The organism is Bifidobacterium sp. ESL0764, from assembly GCF_029395515.1.
In the GTDB taxonomy this organism is placed as follows: Bacteria; Actinomycetota; Actinomycetes; order Actinomycetales; family Bifidobacteriaceae; genus Bifidobacterium.
The window spans coordinates 2112904-2134513 of record NZ_CP113919.1 but is presented as its reverse complement, the minus strand read 5'-3'; the positions used below and the strand labels follow the sequence as shown (position 1 = coordinate 2134513).

16 protein-coding genes are annotated in these 21610 nt (G+C 57.7%); 9 read left to right on the top strand and 7 right to left on the bottom strand.

Features of this window, described 5'->3' with window-relative positions; genetic code table 11:
* Positions 1 to 83: 83 nt before the first annotated feature.
* Positions 84 to 2003 (top strand): isopeptide-forming domain-containing fimbrial protein, encoded by a 1920-nt coding sequence (locus OZX71_RS08295; protein WP_277159982.1) that lies wholly within the window; start codon positions 84 to 86, stop codon positions 2001 to 2003.
* A gap of 285 nt (positions 2004 to 2288) precedes the next feature.
* On the opposite strand, the gene OZX71_RS08290 is transcribed toward OZX71_RS08295, so the two are convergent.
* Both OZX71_RS08290 and OZX71_RS08285 read right to left on the bottom strand, forming a co-directional pair.
* Positions 2289 to 4061 carry an MFS transporter gene (locus OZX71_RS08290; RefSeq protein WP_277159981.1) on the bottom strand — a complete coding sequence of 591 codons (1773 nt, stop codon included), beginning with the start codon at positions 4059 to 4061 and terminating at the stop codon, positions 2289 to 2291.
* A 135-nt stretch (positions 4062 to 4196) separates the two neighbouring features.
* Positions 4197 to 5210 carry a hypothetical protein gene (locus OZX71_RS08285; RefSeq protein ID WP_277159980.1) on the bottom strand — a complete coding sequence of 338 codons (1014 nt, stop codon included), beginning with the start codon at positions 5208 to 5210 and terminating at the stop codon, positions 4197 to 4199.
* Between the two features lie 204 nt (positions 5211 to 5414).
* Between OZX71_RS08285 and metG the strand changes: the two genes are divergently transcribed.
* Positions 5415 to 7292: a methionine--tRNA ligase gene (metG, locus tag OZX71_RS08280; protein WP_277159979.1), complete on the top strand. Its 1878-nt coding sequence runs from the start codon at positions 5415 to 5417 to the stop codon at positions 7290 to 7292.
* Positions 7293 to 7804: 512 nt separating this feature from the next.
* Here the strand turns inward: metG and OZX71_RS08275 are convergent.
* Positions 7805 to 9352, bottom strand: a complete 1548-nt coding sequence (locus OZX71_RS08275) for a C1 family peptidase (RefSeq protein ID WP_277160696.1) — start codon at positions 9350 to 9352, stop codon at positions 7805 to 7807.
* Between the two features lie 339 nt (positions 9353 to 9691).
* Here OZX71_RS08275 and OZX71_RS08270 point away from each other — a divergent pair, with 339 nt between their 5' ends.
* Positions 9692 to 10630 (top strand): aldo/keto reductase, encoded by a 939-nt coding sequence (locus OZX71_RS08270; RefSeq protein ID WP_277159978.1) that lies wholly within the window; start codon positions 9692 to 9694, stop codon positions 10628 to 10630.
* Between the two features lie 323 nt (positions 10631 to 10953).
* Positions 10954 to 11220, top strand: coding sequence for a hypothetical protein (locus OZX71_RS08265; protein WP_277159977.1), 267 nt, complete (start codon positions 10954 to 10956; stop codon positions 11218 to 11220).
* Positions 11221 to 11392: 172 nt separating this feature from the next.
* Here the strand turns inward: OZX71_RS08265 and OZX71_RS08260 are convergent, their stop codons facing one another.
* Together OZX71_RS08260 and OZX71_RS08255 are read right to left on the bottom strand one after the other, a co-directional pair.
* Positions 11393 to 12184, bottom strand: coding sequence for a nitroreductase family protein (locus tag OZX71_RS08260; RefSeq protein WP_277159976.1), 792 nt, complete (start codon positions 12182 to 12184; stop codon positions 11393 to 11395).
* Between the two features lie 80 nt (positions 12185 to 12264).
* Complete coding sequence (locus OZX71_RS08255; RefSeq protein WP_277159975.1) at positions 12265 to 12945, bottom strand: DUF4235 domain-containing protein; 681 nt, start codon at positions 12943 to 12945, stop codon at positions 12265 to 12267.
* Positions 12946 to 13055: 110 nt separating this feature from the next.
* On the opposite strand from OZX71_RS08255, the gene OZX71_RS08250 reads away from it, so the two are divergent.
* Complete coding sequence (locus OZX71_RS08250) at positions 13056 to 13754, top strand: histidine phosphatase family protein (RefSeq protein ID WP_277159974.1); 699 nt, start codon at positions 13056 to 13058, stop codon at positions 13752 to 13754.
* A gap of 101 nt (positions 13755 to 13855) precedes the next feature.
* Here OZX71_RS08250 and OZX71_RS08245 read toward each other — a convergent pair whose 3' ends face one another.
* A complete protein-coding gene (locus tag OZX71_RS08245; RefSeq protein ID WP_277159973.1) occupies positions 13856 to 15631 on the bottom strand; it encodes a glycoside hydrolase family 13 protein in 1776 nt (591 codons plus the stop codon).
* Between the two features lie 207 nt (positions 15632 to 15838).
* Positions 15839 to 17038 (bottom strand): LacI family DNA-binding transcriptional regulator, encoded by a 1200-nt coding sequence (locus OZX71_RS08240; protein WP_277159972.1) that lies wholly within the window; start codon positions 17036 to 17038, stop codon positions 15839 to 15841.
* A 163-nt stretch (positions 17039 to 17201) separates the two neighbouring features.
* Here OZX71_RS08240 and OZX71_RS08235 point away from each other — a divergent pair, with 163 nt between their 5' ends.
* The 4 genes from OZX71_RS08235 to OZX71_RS08220 all read left to right on the top strand — a co-directional run bounded on the left by OZX71_RS08235 (position 17202) and on the right by OZX71_RS08220 (position 21574).
* Positions 17202 to 18494 carry an extracellular solute-binding protein gene (locus OZX71_RS08235; protein WP_277146059.1) on the top strand — a complete coding sequence of 431 codons (1293 nt, stop codon included), beginning with the start codon at positions 17202 to 17204 and terminating at the stop codon, positions 18492 to 18494.
* A 50-nt stretch (positions 18495 to 18544) separates the two neighbouring features.
* The gene (locus OZX71_RS08230) at positions 18545 to 19426 is read left to right on the top strand and encodes a sugar ABC transporter permease (RefSeq protein ID WP_277146060.1); all 882 of its coding nucleotides are present in this window, start codon (positions 18545 to 18547) and stop codon (positions 19424 to 19426) included.
* A 101-nt stretch (positions 19427 to 19527) separates the two neighbouring features.
* Positions 19528 to 20316 carry a carbohydrate ABC transporter permease gene (locus OZX71_RS08225; RefSeq protein WP_277146061.1) on the top strand — a complete coding sequence of 263 codons (789 nt, stop codon included), beginning with the start codon at positions 19528 to 19530 and terminating at the stop codon, positions 20314 to 20316.
* A gap of 169 nt (positions 20317 to 20485) precedes the next feature.
* A complete protein-coding gene (locus OZX71_RS08220) occupies positions 20486 to 21574 on the top strand; it encodes a glycoside hydrolase family 172 protein (RefSeq protein ID WP_277159971.1) in 1089 nt (362 codons plus the stop codon).
* The last annotated feature ends 36 nt before the right edge of the window (positions 21575 to 21610 follow it).

Here is a 21610-nt window from a genome sequence, read left to right as displayed (position 1 = left end):
GTCGAAATATCAAAAAATCGACATATCAACATATCAAAGATTTGCCATTATTCAGTAATACAGGAGAAGAGGGGGATACTCTCATGACAAAATTCAATATCCGTACGCTTGCGGGCGCAGCCGTATCAGCGGCTACGCTGCTGGCGCTGGCGCCGCTGGGCGTGGCCAACGCGGCCGGTCCGACCATCGACCTGAGCACGGCCCAGGGCGAGACCATCACCATCAATTCCGCAGAGGGCAACCTCAAGGGCCACAAGTTCGCCGCGGTGAAGATCGGCGATTACCAGAACGCGAAGGGCGACGCCTCGACCCACACGCTTTCCAGCGTGTCCGTCGGCACCGTGTCGACCCTGAAGACCGCCGCGAAGCAGGCTTTGGTCGACGCGAAGAACGTCGCCCATATCTCGGCCGCCGAGGATACGGCGTATGTGGACAACCCCGTGGGCGAAGTCGCTTCGAAGTGGCTCGGCTATGGAACGTCCGGTGCGGATATCACGTCGAACACCCCTACGGCGGTGAGCCCGAGCAAGCACGGCTACGACGGCAACCTGCGTACCTTCGTCACCAAGCTCAGCGGCAGCGCCGACTTCCAGAGCAAGATCGGTGCCTCCAACTCCACCGTCGCTTCGGATTCCAAGAGCGCCACGGTTCCCGTCGACGCCCCGGGCATGTACATCGTCGAGGACGTGACTTCCGACTTCTCGTCGGCAGCCGTCGGCAAGTCGCGCAAGGCTTCCATCCCGATGCTGGTGAGCACCGGGATTACCACCAAGAGCGGCAATGATACGACCGTTTACAACAAGCTGGGTTCAAAGCCTCTGAACGAAGTCAACATGAAGAGCGATACACCGACGGTCAAGAAGGAGCTTGTCGGCAACGACAACGATCCGTCAATCGGTGGTATTCTGCACTACCAGCTCACCAGCTCGGTGCCGCTGACCACCGGTTTCGACCACTATATCTTCACCATGATCGATCAGCCGGCGCAGACTGGCCTGACCTATCAGAACGACGCCAAGGTCACCGTCGGCGGCACACCTCTGATCAAGGATACGGACTACACGGTTGACGCCACGAAAACGTACCCCGACGGCAGCACCAAGTATGTGGTCTTCGATCTTTCCAAGTCCATTCTCAACCAGACGTATAAGGATGCTATCGTCATCACCTATACGATGAAGGTCAACGACCATGCGAACGGCGGCGCTCTGAAGAACGGCGTGACGCTCGGCTATTCCAACAACGTCAACAAGCAGCCTTCCGGCGACGGCGCGCAGACCGGGGAAAACGGCGACGGCAAGGGCGAGGTCACCGACTGCTCCACTTCCAGCGTTACTCCCTGCACCAACGGCTCCATCACCAACGAAGGCGGCGACACCAGCGACACCAGCGCCACCATCTACTTCCGCCACTTCGACCTGATCAACCTGAAGAAGGCCGACAGCACCGGCCTGGCGGGCGCGAAGTTCAAGGTGACCGACAAGTCCACCGGCAACGTCGTGAAGTTCAACAAGGTGGGCAACGGCTCTTATAAGAAGGCCGCCGACCAAAGCTCTACGAACGCGGTCTCCGAGCTTGAGGTCTTCGATGCCGCCGCTCCGGTCACCCACTCCGGCGACGAGCCGGCAAGTGATGGCCAGCTGCGCGTCGACGGTCTGAAGGAGGGCGACTACACCGTCACCGAGACGGCTGCGGCCCCCGGTTTCTCGGGCACGTTCCTGCCGTCCACGGATGTGACGCTGAAGGGCAACGCCACCACGCCGGCCACGGATGCCTACACCAACACCAAGGACGCCGTGTTCGGCCTGATCGACGCGCATGAGACGTTGACCGACGTGGCGATGAATACCACGGGCGGCGCGATTCTGGTCAAGAACGTGAACTCGGTCTCGCAACTGCCGTTGACCGGCGGTGCTGGCGTGGTGCTGGCGCTGCTCGTGGTCGTGGCGCTGGCCGGTGCGACCAGCCTGCTGATCGTGACCCGCCGCAAGTTGAGCGAGTGAGCGCGGCTCGCGCGTTGGCCATTGGTCGGCGTCGCGGTAGGTCGCCGGCCGGCGTCGCGGTAGGTCGTCGCCTTTTGCAAAAGGGGATTGACGGCCGGCCGTGATCGCCGGTTGAAGGCCGCGAATTCTGTGTGTGCCCGAGAGGCTTTATCGGCTTCTCGGGCACCTTTATATATGGACTATATATATGGACTATGTATGAACTACATATATGGACTCGCGTTTGTCTGTTTTGGTATGTTTTATACGTTATTGCACGTTTTATGCATTTTTATACGTATGGATTCAGCTTTGGCCGTCGCCGTCGGGCTTATCGTCGGATTGCTTTGAATCTGCTTCGGATTCTGTGTGAACGACCGGCTTGATGTTTTCCGGGCGCTGGGGGAGCGTCTGGCCGACCGGGATTTCGACGGTGATCATCGGCATCGGCATGGTCGAGGTGTCGATTTTCGGGTTCTGTTCCTGAGTGAGGACGAGTTCGCGCGCCTCTTCCTCGCTGCCAACCGTCGGCATGGAACCGGGCAGCGGCGAAGCCGACGTCTCGCGCATTACGATGCAGGCGATGCCGCTGAAAATCGCGAAGAACATGATATAGAAACCGGGCATATCGTGGTTGCCGGTGAGCGTAATCAGCGCCTGTGAGACCAACGGCGTGGTGCCGCCAAAGAGGGAGACCGCGAAATTGTAGGAAAGTCCCATGCCGGAGAAGCGCGATTCGGTGGGGAACAGCGCCGGCAGCGTGCTCGCGGAGACGCCGGCGTAGAAGGCCACGGGGATGGCGATCATCGCCAGCGCGCCCTGGATGGCCCAGAACGTGCCGTGGTGCAGCAGCTGGAAGGCCGGGTAGACCAGCACGAACGTGGAGATCACGGCGATGGCGTAGATGGGCTTGCGGCCGATGATATCGGAAAGATGGCCGATCAGCGGCAGGCACAGCGCCATGATGACGAGCACCGGCACGGTCGCGGCGGCGGCCATGGTCGGTGTGGTGCCGACTTCCTCGCGCAGATAGGTCGGCATGTAGCTGGTGAGCACGTAGCCGGCGGTGTTGGTGGCCGCGACGATGGCCACGGCAATGAGTAGACGGCGCCAGTGGCGCTTGATGACGTACAGCATCGTGCCCGGGCGGTCCCAGCGCGATTCCTGCCTCCACGCGGCTTCTCGGGCTTCGTGCGAAAGCTGGGCCTGTTCCGCTTCCTGACGCTCCTGATGCGCCGCGAACTGCGGGGTTTCGGGGATGTGGGTACGCAGGGCCATCGCGATGATGCCCAGCGGGATGGTGAGCAGATAGGGCACGCGCCAGCCGCCGTTGACCATGGCGTCCGCGCCCCAGCCGTGTTCGGCCACGACGGTGGTGATGGCCACCATACCCGCGCCGAACGCCGAGCCGATATAGGAGCCCATGTCGAGCCAGGCGCTGTAGAAACCGCGCTTGCGATCGGGCGAGAATTCGGAGATATAGGTGGTCGCCCCGGAATATTCGCCGCCGGTCGAGAAGCCCTGCACCATCTGCAGCGCGTAAAGCGGTACGATGGCCCAGGCCCCGATCTGATGGCTGGTAGGCAGGATGCCGATCAGCGCGGTGGAGACCACCATCATGCCCATCGTCAGGAACAGCACCTTCTGCCGGCCCACGCGGTCGCCGAGCGGTCCCAGGACGATGCCTCCGAGCGGCCGGACGAGGAAGCTCACCGCGAAGCCCAGCAGCATCACGATCAGGCTCATGCTCTTCGGCAGCCCGCTGGTGAAAACGCTCGCCATCGTCACCGCGAGATAGCCGTAGATGCCGAAATCGTACCATTCCATGAAGTTGCCGACCACGGTGCCGGCGATGGCCTGTTTCAGCGTCTTTTCCTCGACGACGGTGATGTCTTTGGTGCGCAGAAACTGACGGCGGATATGGATTTTCTGCATTTTCGGTTCACCGGTTTTGCCTCGTTGCGGGCCCGTGCCTATATGCATTACATGTTTGACGCTTTGAATCGGATGGACTCCGCGCGGGGCATGTCCCGCGCTCTCCGCACCGCGGTTCTGGTTCTGATTTCCCGATGGTGACATGCAAGTCCGTCCTCTCGATATGCGTTTCATCTCGCCTGATGAGCGCTAACGCCAATTACTCCATGATAACTCTCCTTCCTTTTTATTCTCTTGGTGGGCTTAATCGTTGATTTGTCCGCTGCCGATAAGTGCGTTCTAAAAGCAGTATTGGACGGCTTTGAAAAACTTACGGGCTTGGGGCATATTCGGCCAAAAGTGGTTCTTTTGCAGTATTTCGAGGCAAACGGACGGATCGATGTGATATTCCTGCATGAGCGCGCAGACCAGTTCCACACGGCGCTTGTCGGGTACGGCGGTGCCGCTCATCAGCGCGATGTCGCAGGCCGTTCTGGTCGGCGAGGTCACTTTCAATCCCGCGATAGTGCTCATTTGGCCTTCCGGGACGCAACGGTCGTATGTTTTGATCGGTCGGCCGTATGCCATCGAGCGGAAATGCGAGCCCGAGATGATGTCGATGACATCGGGGAAATTGCCGCCCATCCATACCCATAGGGCGCTGCGGCCGCAGGCGATCGATCGGCTCGGCACGACTTTGGTCATGATGGTGCCCCTGCCGAAAAGCGTGTCCGAGTATTCGGCGAGATAGGCGCTGATGTCATCTAGACGGTGCAGGGCGCCGAAACCATCGAGCCGGTTCATGCTTAAGGGTCCAGGCAGATCGCGGTTGCTCATGAGCATGGGCGTGGTGCGGTTGATGGGTGGTGGTGCGGTATTGGTGCTGAAGTTGCCGGGAGCCATCGGGGCGTCGCCGTGTCCGAGTGTCGGGGTGTTGCCGAGGCCAAGCGTCGGTGCGTTGGACTCGAAGCGTACGTTCAGACCGTTTTCGCTTTTGGGGCTTCCGGCTTTGCGGTTGCGTTGTTTCCTGCCGAGAATGCCGCGCCTGCCGGTATGGCCGTTTGCGTGGCTGCTGCTGTGGCTGCTGGTGTGATCGCTGTCGTGCCCCTTGGCGTGGCCGTCAGTATGCGCGCCAGCGTGTCCGGTGATATGTCCATTGGTATGCCCGTCAGTATGCCCGTAGTTTTGGTTCTGGTTCGCCGGCGGCGTTGCGTTCGGCGGTGGACGCCCGGTCCCTGCGTATTCGCGCGGACCGGCGGGTTTGCGAGAGTACAGGTTTGCTGTGTGCTGTGTGTCCATTGTTGTAGTGTTCATGCGTGCAATATAGCTATGTCATCGTGTGATTGGCAAATCCGAAAATGCAAAAAGTGGATATGTGCACAACTGGTGGCTGCATCGACGAAATTGTGGACGACACGGTCGATAAGTAGTCAAGTTCCGCTCATTGTCTTGCATTTGTCTGGCCTGCTTCGCGTGAAAGCCCTCCGCTGTCCCCGCTGGGCCCAATAATCGGTAGTTATGACTCATATTTTGGTGAACGTTGCATGGCCGTATGCGAACGGCCCGCGCCATATCGGCCACGTAGCCGGTTTCGGCGTGCCTTCCGACGTGTACGCGCGCTACGAACGTATGAAGGGCAACGATGTCCTGATGGTTTCCGGCACCGACGAACACGGCACCCCGATTCTGGTCGAGGCGGACAAGGAAGGGGTGAGCCCGCAGGAGCTGGCCAACCGCTACAATCGCGTCATCGCCAAGGACCTCTGCGATCTGGGCTTAAGCTACGACCTCTTCACCCGCACCACGACGGGCAACCACGAGCACGTCGTCCAGGAGCTGTTCAAGCAGTGCCTGAAAAACGGATACATATATAAAGGTACGCAGAAGGTCGCGATTTCGCCTTCCACCGGCCGCACCCTGCCCGACCGCTACATCGAGGGCACCTGCCCGATCTGCGGGGCCGACGGCGCTCGCGGCGACCAGTGCGACAACTGCGGCAACGAACTCGACCCGGACGAGCTGATCAACCCCGTCTCCAAGATCAACGGCGAGAAGCCGGAATTCAAGGAGACCGAACACTTCTTCCTCGACCTGCCGGCGCTCGCCGAGGCCAATCTCGCGTGGCTCAAGACCCGCAAGGGCTGGCGTACCAACGTCATCAACTTCTCGCTGGGCCTCTTCAAGGAGGTCAAGCCGCGTGCCATCACCCGCGACATCGACTGGGGCATCCCCGTGCCGGTCGACGGCTGGATCGACAACCCCAACAAGAAGCTCTACGTCTGGTTCGACGCGGTCATCGGCTACCTTTCGGCCTCGATCGAGTGGGCGCGGCGCAAAGGCGAGCCTGACGCGTGGAAGAAATGGTGGAACGATCCGCAGTCCCCGGCCTATTACTTCATGGGCAAAGACAACATCACCTTCCATTCACAGATCTGGCCTTCCGAAATGCTCGCCTACAACGGCGAGGGTTCCAAGGGCGGCGAACCGGGCGAATACGGCAGGCTCAACATGCCCGAGCAGGTCGTTGCCAGCGAGTTCATGACCATGGAGGGCAAGAAGTTCAGCTCCTCGCGTGGCATCGTCATCTATGTCAAGGACATTCTGGCGCGTTACCCCGTCGATGCCGTTAGGTATTACATTTCGATAGCTGGGCCGGAGACCTCCGACGCCGATTTCACATGGTCGGAGTTCGTGCGTCACAACAACGAGGAACTTGCCGCAAGTTGGGGCAACCTGGTCAATCGCGTTGCCAACCTCATGTTTAAGAACTTCGGCGAGATTCCGGAGCTCGACGAGGATTCCATGACGGCCGAAGACCGCGCGCTCTTGGAAGAGACGGCCACTGCCTTCGATACGGTCGGCGGGCTTATCGAGCATCACCACCAGAAGAACGCCCTGAACGAGGCGATGAAAGTCGTCGGCGACATCAACAAGTATATTTCCGCGGTCGAGCCTTGGAAGATCAAGGACGACCCCAAGCGCCTCGGCACCGTGCTGCACACGTGTGCACAGGCCGTTTCGGATGCGAACCATCTGCTCGCCCCGTTCCTGCCGCAGGCCGCGCAGAAGGTCTGGGAGGCGCTCGGCGGCGTCGGTACGTTCTCGCCGTTGCCGCATATCGAGGAAGTCGAGGATCTCGACAAGCCCGGTTTCACTTATCCGATCATCACCGGAGACTACGAGCTTGGCCGCACGGTGCATCCTTGGCGCAGTGAGCCGTTGATCGCGGGTACGACGGTGCCGAAGCCCTCGCCTATCTTCCAGAAGATTCCGAAAGAGGCCATCACCGAAGAGCTGGAACGCTTCGAGGCCGACTTGGAGGCCCGCAAGGAGGCCGAGGCCAAGCGCCTCGAAGAAGCCAAGGAAGAGCTCGCCGAGAACAAGAAATCTGAGTAGACGGCCTTCGCCTTGGTGACTCCGAATGTATGAGATCTCAAACCCCGCCGTGACGTGTGTCGTCGGCGGGGTTTGTGCTTTGAGCTGAGCTTTTGTGGCTAGGGATTTCGCTTGTGAGCCAACGCTCGGCTCTCATTTACTGTTTATGGATGGGGAATGTGTCTAGCGAAAGACAGATAAAAGTGTCGGCGGTCACATATTGAGACTTATTATTACAAAATCGTTACACTTTTCACAGACTTCTTTGAGTTCAGCGCATACTTTTTCCAAGGAGAATGCTGTTATATTAGAGATGTCAGCAGTTAAACCGCTGGCGAGATTCTTCTTTGAATCCCATAATTGAACCTTCTTCTCTCTTCTCTCGCCCGGCGGCTTTCTCTCCGCCGGGCATCTCTTTTTCTGCAGGTTCTGATTTGATGCTCTTCAACGATTAAGACCAACAAAAAAACGAGGCCCGCACATTCCGAAAGTGGAAGCGTGAGCCTCGTTCTAGATTTCCCGAACCTCTCGTCTCAGTCGCAACGGGCGCTGAGCGCCTCCCACGGCTCGAGAATCGTCGGTTCGGCGGCAGTGGCCTTGAGCGTTTTCTCGTCCAGGAACTCCTTGCGGATGATGACCTCGGTGACGAACTGGTCGAACCATTCGCCGTCGGCCACATAGTAGCCGTCGTCGCCGTTGTCCTTGCCCCAGCTGTTCTCGATCTTCCAGCGGTTGGGCTGGCCGTTTTCGTCCAAGTTCACGCCGGTGATGGTCATGGCGTGATTGCTCGGGTAATCGCCGTATTCAAGACCGTGCGCCTTGTCGATGCTGAAATCCATTCCGAACAGCTCGTCGACCCGTACCGCGTCTTTGCTGAAATAGCCGCTGTCGCGCAGACTGTATTGCATGCAATCGCAAGCGAACCAGATCGGGTGCCCTGCCTTCACCTGGTCGACGGCCGCCTTGCGCAGCACGTCGATGGGAACGTTGATGAAGTCGAGATTGCCGGTTTCGGCAACGTTGGTGGAGTACTTGAGCTGGAAATGCGTGTAGTACGGTCGGCTCGGCATCGGGTTGTTGCATACCGTCACGAAATCGTCCACGTCAACCGGGACGTACTTGCGGTAGAACTGCAAGGGCGTGATGCCGATTTCCACGATCTGCTTGCGTTCGTCGATGCCGGATTCGCCTTGGGTGCTCTTGGTTTTGGCGTCGGCCTTGGTTGCGGCTGTGGATTTGCCGTCATCCACCTTGGCCTCTTGGCTCTTGGACGCGCTAGCGTTCGCCGTTTCGGTCGCCTTGGTGTTTGCGTCGTAGGCCTTCTTCTTGCCGCCGTCCGAACCCTTGCCGCCGTCCGAATCCTTGTCGTCGTCGCCGTCCTTGACGCGCGCACGCCAATCGAATGTAGTCGGCGGCTCGCCCAGGGCGATGGCGCAGATGCGATAGATGTCCTCCATGTATTTCTTCTTGAACGCGCGCAGCTCGTCGATGCTGACGCCTTGCTCGTGATGTTCACGCAGTTCGATGGCGAATTGGTGCAGCTTGGTGGTCAGATATTGCGTGAACGCGTCGGAATCCTTGGAATTCGCGGATTCCGGGTAGGCGGACTTCGGCACTAGGCCATACTTGTCAACGAGGTTGACGAACATCTGCCACCAACCGCCATCGTCGACCGGATAGCTGTTGATTGCCTCGAAGGTGCGGCTGTCGGTCGGCTCGTCAAGCGTGGCGAGCACGTTTTCCAGATAGGTGTTCGCCTTCTCGAACTTATCCCAGAAGAACAGATAGGTCTCGGAGAACTCGAAGTTCTCGAGCTTGAAACGGTGCATCAGCTCGTAGCGCAGGGTGTTGAGCGCGGCGAACATCCAGCAGCGTCCGCTTTGGCGCTGGTTGGTGATGGTGCCCTGCTTCAGCTCGATCGAGAAATCGTGCGCAAGCTCGCGGGTGCCGACGTAGCTGGTCGCGGCCCTGAGCACGCCGTTGCTGACCGCGGCGTTCGCGGCGACGTGGTTGGCCCGTGCGGCTGGCTGCGTGTTGTACGCTTCGTGGTATTGACGTACGTCGTCGACGCTCATCGCCATTTGCTCGGCGCAAGCGCCGGAAGTACCGGGTTCTGCAGCTTCATCGTCTGTGGTCTGGTTCTCGCTCATCTTGCCTCCATTGCTATATGCTCATATCTTATCGTGGGACTTGTCTTCTGCGGGCTTGCGGTTCATGGGGTCGGCCGGGTGTCCGGGCTGGGGCGGATTGCGATATTGCGCTGAGGTGTTGGGCAAAAGCTGTGTTGCGGTGTTGGATCGCAGCGGGTGCGTTGCCGTTTGTGCGTTGCGCCCAGCGGCAAGCGAGCGTCCGGTGCTTCGGATACTTCGCGCTCTTGCCTTAGACTGGATGCGGATGTATCTAACCAAGGAAGGTCTTTTATGAAATATAGCGAATTAGGCACGTCGGGCGTAAAAGCTTCGCGCGTGGCTCTCGGAGCGATGCGTATTCGCAGCAAAAGCAGGGACGAGGCTCAGGAAATCGTGCGTACCGCGCTGGACGGCGGCATCAATTTCTTCGATACCGCGGATTGCTATGGCGATGGCGCCAGCAGCAGGGAGCTCGGCCAGGCGTTGCAGGATGTGAAGGCCGACCGCAGCAAGATCTATGTGCAGACCAAATTCGGCATTCACAGGGAACACGACCACGATGGCAGCAACCGTTATGATTTCACCAAGGATTATCTGGTCGGCGAACTCGACAAGGAACTGACGAACCTGCAAACCGATTATGTCGATTTCGTGCTGCTGCACCGCCCTGATCAGCTGATGGAGCTTGAAGAGGTCGCCGGAGCGTTCAACGAGCTGCAGAGCAGCGGCAAGGTGCGTCACTTCGGCGTCAGCAATTTCAGCCCGATGCAGGTCGAGCTGCTGCAGAGCGGGCTTGACCAGAAGCTCGAGGTCAACCAGCTGCAGTTCGGGCTCGGGCACACCGGCATGGTGCGTCAGGAGATGCACGTCAACATGACCGATGCGCCGAGCGTCGACCACGACGGCGGGCTCATCAGCTACTCGCGTCTGCGCCACATGACGATCCAGGCGTGGAGCCCCTTCCAGTTCGGCTTCTTCGAGGGCGTGTTCATCGACAACCCGAAGTTCCCGGAGCTCAACGAGACCATGCAGCGCGTGGCCGATGCGCACGGCGTCACCAAGAACGCGATCGCCGTGGCGTGGATCCTGCGCCATCCCGCGCACATGCAGGTGTTGCTCGGCTCGATGACGCCGAGCCGTCTGCGCGAGATGATGGCCGGAACCGACGTCGAGCTGAGTGCTCAGGAGTGGTACGACCTCTACTTCGCCGCCGGCAACGATCTGCCGTAAATCGCTGATTCAACATATTCATGCGGGTAAACTGCATCTGGTTTCGGCTCAGGTGCAGTTTACCCGCATTTTGTATCTATGCGCGTCGAGGATGCTGGTAGACGGTTTTGTCTCGCTGCTAGGTGCAGTTTCCCAGCACGAGTGAGTGTGAATAAGGGATTCTGTTATGGTGCTGCTGGTAAACGGCATTGGGCGATTGGTTATATGCAGGTTTCCAGCGGCAAAGGACTTATGCGGATTCGTAAGCTCGAACGATATGATTCTGCGGTGACTGGCCTGGGTGCTTTCAGGTTGCTGTAATCCGGCGTTGCTAGGGTAGGGGCGTGCACTACTTCACCCCGAAACGTTGCGCCAGCTCGCGCAAGATCATCTACCACGACAAGGCCCAGGCCGAGCGCGCCGCCCGGCAGGCCTTCATCGAGCGCGATGCCGAGCTGTGGGTGTACCGGTGCGAATATTGCGGTGGCTGGCATCTGACCCACCACGATCCGAAAGAGGAACAGTTCCTGCGCGGCATCAGTGCGCAATCTGCCGCGCGACGTAAGAAGCCTCATTCGCGCAAGCGCGGGTTCAAGCCGCGGCGGCGTTAATCCGCGATTGCGGACGATGATGTTGGCGAGGCCCACTGTCATCGGGCGATTCGACGTGCTGGAAGTCGGGAAGGGGATACGTCCACGCGAGGAAGTGGCCTTATATACGCTAATGCCTCCGAGGTGCTGGAATCTCGACGTCTCGGAGGCATTCGTCTGGTGCCGATACGGCTCAGCGGTCGAAGCGGAAGTGCTGGTCCTCGGCGACAGGCGTGACCGAGCGGCTGAAGACGCCGCGGTCGACCGAGTTGTTCGCGATTTGGTCGCTGAAGGCGTCGACGGGGCGTTCGGTGTTGCGCAGATCGTAATACTTATGGACGGTGTTGTCGAAAGCGTCGAGTCCGTGCAGCAATTGCGCGTCATCGGCCGGGTAGCGGTCGACGAAGAACTGGTCGTCGCGCTCCATGCGCGGCTTCAGCGCCGGCGACTGGTCGGGCTTGCCGATGGCGAGGCCGAGCACCGGGTAGGTGAATTCCGGCAGGTGCAGCAGCTCGATGAGCTTGCGCGGATTGTTCAACACGGAACCGAGAATCACACAGCCCAGGTCCAGCGAATAGGCGGCGGTCTCCATGGCGTGCAGCGCAAGAACCGCGTCGTTCTGCGCCTGGGTGAAGCGATAGCTGGAGTTCAGCGTGAATTCGTCGGAGTGGACGTCGACGCCTTTGCGTGTGGCGATGGCGGCGTTGCGGTGCTCGTCGGCCACGAAAATGTAGAGCAACGGGGCTTCGGCCACATAGGTCTGGTGGCAGATCTCGGCGATGGCGTCCTTGATGGCCTGATCCTCGACGCGGATGGCCGACCAATCCTGCAGGTATTGGCTTGAGGCCGCGTGCTGCGCGACGGTTTCGAGCGTGGCGACGGTCTCAACGTCGATGGCATCCGACTTGAACTTGCGGATCGAGCGGCGGTTGAGCAACGTCTCGATGGTTTCGTTGGTACGTAGATTATTTAGAGATTCAGTCATAGACATATTCTCGCAGAATCAAGGTGGAATACGCCAGTGATTTTTCGCTCTGAGTAAGACGACAGATGTGATATCGGTATCTATTTTCTACCGCGACGGTTCTGGCGACGGGTGACCAGCGCGTTCGAACCGCGCGTGCCGAGCGATGAAATGACGGAACCGAATGCTGCCGAGGCTGCGGCGAAGATGACGCTGGCGATAAAGCCTTGCTGCTGGGCGTCTTCGGCGGTGCCACCCGTGCCTGCTGACCGGCGCCTGCGCGTGATTTGGCTGTCCCAAACGGTTTTGAACACCTTGCCCGCCAACGCTCCCAAGACGGTGGGCAGGACGATTTTGACGATTTTGTCGCCCAATGTGTCTGGATCTTGTAAACGGTTCTGGCGCATGGTTTCTACTTTCTGGTCGACGCGGTGAAGGCTTTCGACGATGCGGTCGGCGGATGAAGATGTGGTTGAAGTGAATGAGGAGGGAGTTGCCGACGAAGCTGATGACGATTTTGGAGCTGGAGCTGGAGCTGAAGTCGAGGGGAAAGAGTCTTTGCCGCTATGTAATGCACTATTGTCGTCGTCTGTCTGAACCGCAGTTTCGCCTGAGCCGCCGGGTTCCGCCGAATGGTCTGAAGAACCGGCGCCCGCAGATGCGGAAGGCATGAAGGAATTCCATGCAGGCGATTGGTCCTGCACGGAAGCGGCGGCGAGTTCCTGACCGGCGGGTTTTCGATCGGCTTCTTTCACCGCGGTTTTGCTGTGACGTGCATGCATGATTCCATGATAGACGGCGCACTGTCCTCGGCTGTCTGCGGTGCCATCAGCAAAATGCCGCTCGCCGCATTTTCCGTGGCGACGTGCCCGGCCCGCGTTAAAGTGGCACTATGAGTGATTATCTTACTTCGGGCGAAGGCGCTTCGGAACCTGGTTACTTGGTGTTGTTGCGTCACGGTCAGACCGCGTGGAGTGTCAGCGGGCAATATACAGGGCGCACGGACGTGCCGTTGAACGCAGAGGGGCGGCGGCAGGCGATGGCCGGCGGAAAACGATTGCGTGAGGCGTTTCCGGACGGTTTCGGACGTGGACATATTTTTTCGAGCCCGTTGCATCGCGCCCGCGAGACCGCGCAATTGGCGGGTTATTCGGATTTCGAGACGCTTGACGATCTCGAAGAGTGGGATTACGGCCCCGCCGAGGGGCGTCGGCGTGAGGAAGTCAGCTCGGCGATCGGACACGATTGGTGCGTGTGGGACGAGGGGCCTGAGACATTGCCTGCACAATTGCAGGGTGATTGGGTCTGCACGCTGCCCGGCGGCGAGAAGATCGATGTCCACAGCGGAGCCGGCGAGACAGTGGATGAGGGCGCGGCCCGTGCCCGGCGCGTGATTGAACGGGTGATGCCGCTGATCCTTGCCGGCCACAACGTCCTGCTCGTCGCGCACGCCCATATCCTGCGTATCATCACCACCCAGTGGCTGCGTGTCGACCCGAGCGCTGGCCGACTTCTGCGTTTCGACACCGCCCACTACTCGCAGCTCGGCTACTACAAAAACGACCCCGTCATCGTCCGCTGGAACGTGTGAATCAATGCGGCACTGAGCCAATATGCCTTCAGAAAACAAAAGTGGTTGAACCTTTATGGATTTTGGATTCAGCCACTTCTTGTTGGTGTGATTTGTCGGATCTACTCGTCCAGCAGCAGCCAGGCGCTCGCGTCCTGCGGGAGCTTGCCGTCGGCGTCGAGCGGTGCCGAGGTCAGCAGGGTCTTGCCGCCGGGCAGCGCAACCGGGGCGGCGCCGAAGTTGGTGACGCTCACGAAACGCTGGCCGTCCGCGGTCTTGGCCGGGCGCGTGTAGGCGATGACGTCATGGCCCATGTCCAGCATCTTGATGGAATCGTGGTCGCCGGTTGCGGTGAGCAGTTGCGCACGCAGCTCCAGAATCTCGCGGTAGAAGCTCAACATACTCTGCGGGTCGGCCGCTTCCTTGTCGGCTGCGAAATCCTTATACCACAACGGCTGCGGAAGATGCGGCTCAGCGCTCGGGCTACCGTCGGCCTTGGTGGCCGGGGAGAAGCCGAATGAGGCACCTTCGCCGAAAGCCCCGTCCTCGCTCCAGCTGGCAGGTTTCGGCTCGTCGCCGGCGACCCAGGGCAGCGGCACGCGGCAACCGTCGCGGCCCTTGTCGCTGAAGTTGCGCGCGGTGCGGAACGGCGTCGGGTCCTCCAGGCGGTCCCACGGAATGTTCGGCACCTCGAAGAGGCCGAGTTCCTCGCCCTGGTAGATGTAGACGGATCCGGGCAGGCCGAACTCCATCATCGCTGCGGCGCGTGCGCGGCGTGTGCCGAGCTCGCGGTCCTCGATGTAGGTCTTGCCGTCGCGTAGCAGCCAATCGGTCGGAATCTGGTGCTGGCCGTTGGCTTTGACCTGCGGCAGACCGTAGCGGGAGGCGTTGCGCGGGATGTCGTGGTTGCTCATCACCCATGTCGAGGTGGAGCCGCCGCTCTGTGCCGCGGATTCGAGGCCTTCGGTGATGGCGGTGCGCATCTCGTCGACGTCCCAGTTGGCCTTGGCGAACTCGAAGTTGAAGACCTGGCCGAGCTCGTCGGGGGAGGCATAGAGATGCTGGTGCTCGGGGACGACCCAGGCCTCGCCGACGGCGAAACGCGGCGGGTTGTACTCGTTGAATACCTGACGCCACTCCTTGTAGATGTCGTGGACTTCCGGCCGGTCCCACATCGGGTTCTTGCCATCGTGGCTGACGTTGTTTTCCACGCTGTATTCGCGGCCGAGTTCTTCCAGCGATTTGCTGTCGAAGTCCTTGGCCAGGCCGTGGGCCACGTCGATGCGGAACCCGTCGACGCCGTGGTCACTCCAGAAGCGGAAAGTCTCTTTGAATTCCTCGTGGATGTCGGGGTTCTTCCAGTTGACGTCGGGCTGTTCGGCGGCGAAGATGTGGAAGTACCACTGGCCGTCGTCGACCTGCTTCCAGGCCGGGCCGCCGAAAAGCGACTGCCAGTCGTTCGGCGGCAGTTCACCGTTCTTGCCGCGTCCTTCACGGAAGATGTAGCGGTCGCGCTCGGCGCTGCCGCGTCCGGCCTTGAGCGCTTCTTTAAAGAACCGATGCTTGTCGGAGGTGTGGTTCGGCACGATGTCGACGATCACCTTGATCCCGGAACCGTGCGCCGTGGCGACCATCTTGTCGAAATCGTCCATCGTGCCGAGCCGCGGGTCGACGTTTCGGTAGTCGATGACGTCATAGCCGCCGTCGGCGAGCTCGGAAGGATAGAACGGCGAAAGCCAGATCGCGTCCACGCCCAGCGCCTTCAGATAGTCCATCTTCTCGGTGACGCCGGCGATGTCGCCCAATCCGTCACCGTTGACGTCCTTGAAGCTGCGTGGATAGACCTGATAGACGACGGCCTGCTTCCACCAGTCGTCGCGTGTGTTGTTGGCGGTCATTGGTTTCCTTTCGTTACGGCTGTTGGCAATAGGCGGGTTCTCGCCGTGCCCTTACCTGGCCTTTATTTTGACAACGTTATCATATTGATGATTACTGCAATCAAAAAGCTAAGAGACTAAAATAATTATATCATTGATTACGTTTCCAGTATCTAAAGTGCGTAATTTCGTTTCGATGATTGTGATTGTATCGGAATCTGCATCTCCTCACGATTTGCCGCGATATGCTGCGATGGGCATGTAGGCGTAAGAGGAGGTTTTCGTCATATCGCGTGAAACAGGATGCAACGGCTTGTATTGCATGTCGCGTATCTCGGATTGTTCCGTTGCTGACGTGTCCGCCGGCATGGGTGGGGCCGTGGTGTTCCGCAGCATCAATGGAACTTCGAAAACGACGTACTGATCGTCGCTCTTGTCAGCGGTTCCGTCTTTGCCGATTTCACTGCCGTCTGCAATGTCTTCGGTATCGCTGGCCTTGCCGCTCATGGCTTCCAGAGTTTTGCGGGCCGCAACGGTGCCGAGCTTGTAGGGATCCTGATGCATGGTGGTCAGGCCGATTTCCCCGGACAGCTCGATGTCGTCGAAACCGATGATCGACAGGTCGCGTGGTACTTCGCGTCCGAATTGCCGCAGCCGGTAAGCAATGGGCAATGCGACTTCGTCTTTGATAATACAGACGGCGGTAAGTTGCGGTTTTGCGGTCAAAATGGCGTTGATCGTGTGGTCGGCGAAATGAGCGTCGTCATCAAATAACAATTCCTGCGGGCGAATGTCAGGGTGTGTCGCGCACGCTTCGCGAAACCCTTCCAGGCGTGATTCCGCGCTGTAACGGAGTTGACGGTGATTGGTCTGCCCGATATACCCGATATCGCGATGGCCAAGTGCGGCCAGATGGTCGACCGCCGTGTGCATGGCGCCTTTGTCGTCGATGCCAACCGTCGCGTCAAAACCGGCGGAAGACGGCACATTGATGCCTATAACTGGGACATGCATGCTTTTCAGACGTGTGACTTCCTGCGGGTCGATGTCGAAAGAATCGACGATGACTGCGTCCACATTGCGGCGCACCGGAAGATTCATGAAGAAATCGCGGCGTTCGGTCGTTGTTGTCATCTGGTACACCGAGATGTCATATCCGGCCGGGTGAAGGACCGAATCAAGCCCGGAGAAAACGTGTGCGTCGAACCAGGTCGACACCCCGTCGCTGGTGAGCAACGCGACGCGCATAGTCTGTCCGCTTTTGAGGGCCGCCGCAGAGCGCGAAATATGGAAATCAAGTTTTTCGGCTATTTTGAGGACTTTCTCGCGGGTTTGTGACGAGACCAGATCTGGTTTGGTGAATGTGCGGGAGACTGTCGAGATTGAAACTCCCGCGGTCTTGGCGACCTGTTTGATGTCTGTTGTCATTTCTCGCCTTCGTGAAGCAATTAGAAAGTCCTACCTATTGATAGTACCGGTAAGTTCAGGATGAATATACTTCCGGAATCGCGGTTTTTTCAAATTGACAGCTTTACAGTTATCAGCTAGTATTCAAAATACCTAAGCGATTAGGTAAATTCAAGGAGGATAGATGAGAAAGTCACTGAAGACGGTTCTTGCTGTCGTAACCAGCATCGCTGCTCTTGTGTCAGTTGCCGGTTGCGGGCGCTCTGACAGTACGGCGAACAAAGACAGTTCAGCTGTATCCGAGATGGATTCCTCAAAGGCCAAAGGAAACATTTCCGTTTGGGCGATGGGGAACGAAGGCGAGAAAATGCGCAACTTTGTCAAGGGTTTTGAAAAGGAAAACCCCGATGCAAAGGTTACGGTAACCTCGATTCCATGGACCAGCTACAAGGAGAAATTCCAGACTGCAATCGCGGCCGGTACCGGTCCCGATCTGGTTATGATTGGTAATACAGATATGGCAACGTATGGTAGCGCGTTGTCTGAGGTGCCAAAGAACTTTAACCTAAGCGATTTGGATAAAGGCCTGAAAAAGAGTGCTTTTGTCAAGAACAAGCAGATCGGCGTGCCTTGGTATGTGGATACTCGTGTCGTGTTTTATCGTACGGATATCGCAAAGCAGGCCGGATGGGATCATGCCCCGACCACTTGGGACGAACTGAAGGAAATGGCTACGGCCATGAAGAAGGTGCCCGGGGTCGACTATGGCATTTTCATCCCCGTCGGAGGTTTCGACAGCTTCCAGGCCATGATGCCGTTCGGTTTCACCAATGGTGCCGATTTGGTATCCAAAGATAATAAGAAGTACACGTTTGATACCCCTGAACTCAAGGGGGCCATGAATTATGTGGCCGGTTACTTCAAAGATGGTTTGGCCGATCCCAGCCCGGAAGTAACGCCTGGCTATGATATGGCCCAGTTCGCGTCGGGCAAGGCTCCGATGATGATCGGAGGCCCGACCACGATCGGTCAGGTCAGCGATTTGGGTGGTTCCGGCTTTGGCGACAAGTTCGCTACGGCCGTGTTGCCCGCGAAGAGCAAGGGAGGAAAGTCGACTTCTTATGTAGGCGGCTGCAACTTCAGCGTGTTCAAGACCTCGAAGAACAAGCAGTCTGCTTGGAAGTTCATCAAGTGGTTCACTTCCCCGAAGACCGAAGTGGCTTGGTACAAGGCCACCACGGATTTGCCCGCGTCCTCGAAGGCCTGGCAAGACCAGACCCTCGCGACCGATACCAAACTCACCGCGTTCCACAAGCAGTTGAGCAGCACGCATTCCATGCCTGTCACCACTACCTGGGGCCAGATGGGCTCGGCGGCCGACAAGGTTTATGAGAAGATCTGCAAGGGTCAAGTCAGTGTTGATGATGGTTTGAAGCAAATGCAGCAGCAGGCGGATTCCATCGGAACAGGAATGTGAAATTGAAGGATAAGCGTCTTACTAGGCGCGCCGGACGGCGTCGTGGAAACATGGGTGTTCTGCGGCGCCGTCGCACGGCAATTGCGTGGGGTTTTGCGCTGCCCTTTGTTATTGTGTTTGCGGCTTTTATGCTGATTCCGTTGTTGTCATCCCTGGCGATGTCGTTTACCGATATCACTGTGCAGGACGTCAGAACGCCGTTCAACGTAAATTTCATCGGCTTGCAGAATTACGTTAAGCTGTTCCAGGATCCACGTTACACAAAGTCCCTTGTCACAACGGGCATTTTCGTGGTTATCGGCCTTCCTCTGACCATGATTATCGCTTTGGCGTTCGCGGTTTCTCTGAATAAGGGTCTGCAGCACGTCAATACGTTTTTCCGTGCATTGTTCTATGCGCCAGTGGTGGCGAGTACGGTCGCCGTCTCCGTGGTATGGCGCTATATTCTGCAAAAGGACGGTTTGCTGAATACCGTTTTGGCGGTGTTCGGCATTCAGGGGCCTAACTGGTTGCATGACACTCACACTGCTCTGTTCGCTTTGATGGTGATGACCATTTGGCGCAATATGGGCACTTTGATGATCATCTTCCTAGCCGGGCTTCAGTCGATTCCGGAGGATGTGATGGAGGCGGCCGCCATCGACGGGGCATCGGAATGGAGAAAATTCCGATCGATTACTCTGCCTCTGATGAAACCGACGCTTCTGCTCGGCATGGTGCTGCAGTCGGTGACATACCTGCAGTTCTTCGAAGAATCGTTCGTCATGACCCAAGGCGGGCCTTTGGATTCGACGTTGTCCGCTTCCTACTACATTTACGAAAAGTTCGGATTCGGACAATATGGCGTATCCTCGGCGGCAAGCTATGTCCTGTTCTTCATCATCGCGGTTGTCAGTGTCCTGCAATTCAGGCTTATGAGGACTAAGGATTAGGGGAGAAAATGAGTACTGTAACAATGTCTCCTACTTCTATCCCACACGAGAACAAGCAATCTCTGTGGACAAGATTTAGAAAAGCGCACGGGATCACCTATGTGATTTTGGCTTTTATCGCGTTTGTCTGGATTTTCCCCTTCTTCTGGATGATTCTGGGTTCGTTGAAGACGCAACGTGAAATCATGGCCATTCCTCCGACGTTGTGGCCGAAACACGCAACGCTGTCGAATTTCATGAAGTGGTTCACCCAGCTTGATTTCGGCAATTATTTCATCAACAGCATGGTTGTCGCGATCATTGTGATGCTGGGCAATATGGTGTTCTGCTCCATGGTGGGCTATGCTTTGGCGAAAATCGACTTTGCAGGCAAGAATGTCCTGTTCGGTATGGTCATGGTCACCTTGATGGTTCCCGGAGTAGCCACGTTCGTTCCCCTTTTCGTCGAAATCACGAATCTGCATCTGTTGAATTCCTATGCTTCGCTGATTCTGCCGTTCCTGGCTCAGCCAATCGGCGTCTTCCTGATGCGTCAGTTCATGGCAGGCATACCTGATGCCCTTCTTGAAGCCGGACGCATCGACGGAGCCGGGGAGCTGAGGATTTTCTTCCAGATTGTTCTGCCTGAATGCAAGCCTCCTCTGGCGACGCTTGCCGTCCTTACATTCCTCTCGAGCTGGAACAACTTCCTCTGGCCGCTTGTCGCGGCTCAGTCCAACAAGATGTATACGTTGCCTGTGGCGTTGTCGCTATATTCGACAGGTCAGAACGCCACGGACTACAGTGTCTTGCTGGCAGGTGCGGTACTGGTCATCACTCCTATCCTTCTGTTGTTCATCTTCTTGCAGAAGTACTTCATCCAGGGTGTTGCCATGACCGGCATCAAGTAATAAAAACAGAATGCAGTGTTTGCAGCGCTCGGCGGGTTTTATGGTTGAAGCCGCTGGGGTTGCAATGCGGTTGAGGGTTTAAACCAGTGGAGTCAACAAGGTTTAAGCCCTCAAACTCTGTAATGTTGAATAGTAATAAATTTTATTTTAGAGAAAGAACTAATCAAAGATGGAATCACTGACTCGGACTATGCCGTTTGTGAGCAGGTCGATCACGGCTGAGAACCCCGATGGAGCAAAGGGCAAAGGGGGAAGGGCCAGCAGTGAATTGGGGCCTTCAAGAAAAGGAGCCCCATGCCTGAAGAATATAGCGAGCGGCGCTTCGGTGAACTTGGCCGATATTTCCGGGCCCGGCTGCATCACCCATCTCTGGTTCACTGTCAACAGCAAAACCGATTCGGCTCATCATTTTGTTTTAAGAGATCTGTTGTTGCGTTTCTATTGGGATGACGAAGCCACCCCGTCGGTAGAGTGTCCATTGGGGGATTTCTTCTGCAACGGTTTTGGCGCTACGTGTGCGTTTTCTTCATTCCCCGTCGTCGTTGCCCCTAACCGCGGGCTGAACTGCTACTGGCGTATGCCTTTTGCCAGGCACGCGCGTATCGAACTTGTCAACCAACACGAAAATCCGATTCCTGATTTCTTCTATCAGGTGGACTATGTGCTTTACGACGATCCGTTGCCGGCCGACACCGTTTATTTCCACGCGCAATGGCGCCGTCAGGCGATTACCGAGAAACAGTCGGACTATGTCATTCTAGACAATGTGAACGGCTCCGGGCATTATGTCGGCACTTATCTTGCGCTGGCATCGTTGGAACGAGGATGGTGGGGAGAAGGCGAGATGAAGTTCTATATCGACGATGACGGCGAGTACCCGACGATTTGCGGCACCGGTACCGAAGACTATTTTGGAGGTGCCTGGAGCTTCATGGACCAGGACAGAAAGGAGACGTTTGAACGCAATTACACCGCTCCATTCATCGGTTACCCATACTATTCCCGTCATGACCCGTTGGAACCCAGCCTTTACCATAATGATGACATGAACCCGGAGCGCGGTATGTATCGTTGGCACATCCCTGACCCGATTGTGTTCCGCAAAAACCTGCGTGTGACGCTGCAGCAGATCGGCAGCAGGGAAGGCGGTAATTTTGAACGGCAGGATGACATTTCAAGCGTAGCCTATTGGTACCAGTGTGAGCCGCATACGGTCTTTCCGCCTATGGTATCCGCCGATGAACGCAGGCCAAGGTAGGCAGCAAAACTATAGGTAGGATTTACGGGCGAACCC

Coding starts and splice junctions, on each gene's coding strand:
- OZX71_RS08260 (WP_277159976.1), bottom strand. CDS start 12,184: ATGACTGAATCTCTAAATAATCTACGTACCAACGAAACCATCGAGACG.
- OZX71_RS08255 (WP_277159975.1), bottom strand. CDS start 12,945: ATGCATGCACGTCACAGCAAAACCGCGGTGAAAGAAGCCGATCGAAAA.
- metG (WP_277159979.1), top strand. CDS start 5,415: ATGACTCATATTTTGGTGAACGTTGCATGGCCGTATGCGAACGGCCCG.
- OZX71_RS08295 (WP_277159982.1), top strand. CDS start 84: ATGACAAAATTCAATATCCGTACGCTTGCGGGCGCAGCCGTATCAGCG.
- OZX71_RS08285 (WP_277159980.1), bottom strand. CDS start 5,210: ATGAACACTACAACAATGGACACACAGCACACAGCAAACCTGTACTCT.
- OZX71_RS08245 (WP_277159973.1), bottom strand. CDS start 15,631: ATGACCGCCAACAACACACGCGACGACTGGTGGAAGCAGGCCGTCGTC.
- OZX71_RS08275 (WP_277160696.1), bottom strand. CDS start 9,352: ATGGCGATGAGCGTCGACGACGTACGTCAATACCACGAAGCGTACAAC.
- OZX71_RS08270 (WP_277159978.1), top strand. CDS start 9,692: ATGAAATATAGCGAATTAGGCACGTCGGGCGTAAAAGCTTCGCGCGTG.
- OZX71_RS08250 (WP_277159974.1), top strand. CDS start 13,056: ATGAGTGATTATCTTACTTCGGGCGAAGGCGCTTCGGAACCTGGTTAC.
- OZX71_RS08235 (WP_277146059.1), top strand. CDS start 17,202: ATGAGAAAGTCACTGAAGACGGTTCTTGCTGTCGTAACCAGCATCGCT.
- OZX71_RS08230 (WP_277146060.1), top strand. CDS start 18,545: ATGGGTGTTCTGCGGCGCCGTCGCACGGCAATTGCGTGGGGTTTTGCG.
- OZX71_RS08290 (WP_277159981.1), bottom strand. CDS start 4,061: ATGTCACCATCGGGAAATCAGAACCAGAACCGCGGTGCGGAGAGCGCG.
- OZX71_RS08240 (WP_277159972.1), bottom strand. CDS start 17,038: ATGACAACAGACATCAAACAGGTCGCCAAGACCGCGGGAGTTTCAATC.
- OZX71_RS08220 (WP_277159971.1), top strand. CDS start 20,486: ATGGAATCACTGACTCGGACTATGCCGTTTGTGAGCAGGTCGATCACG.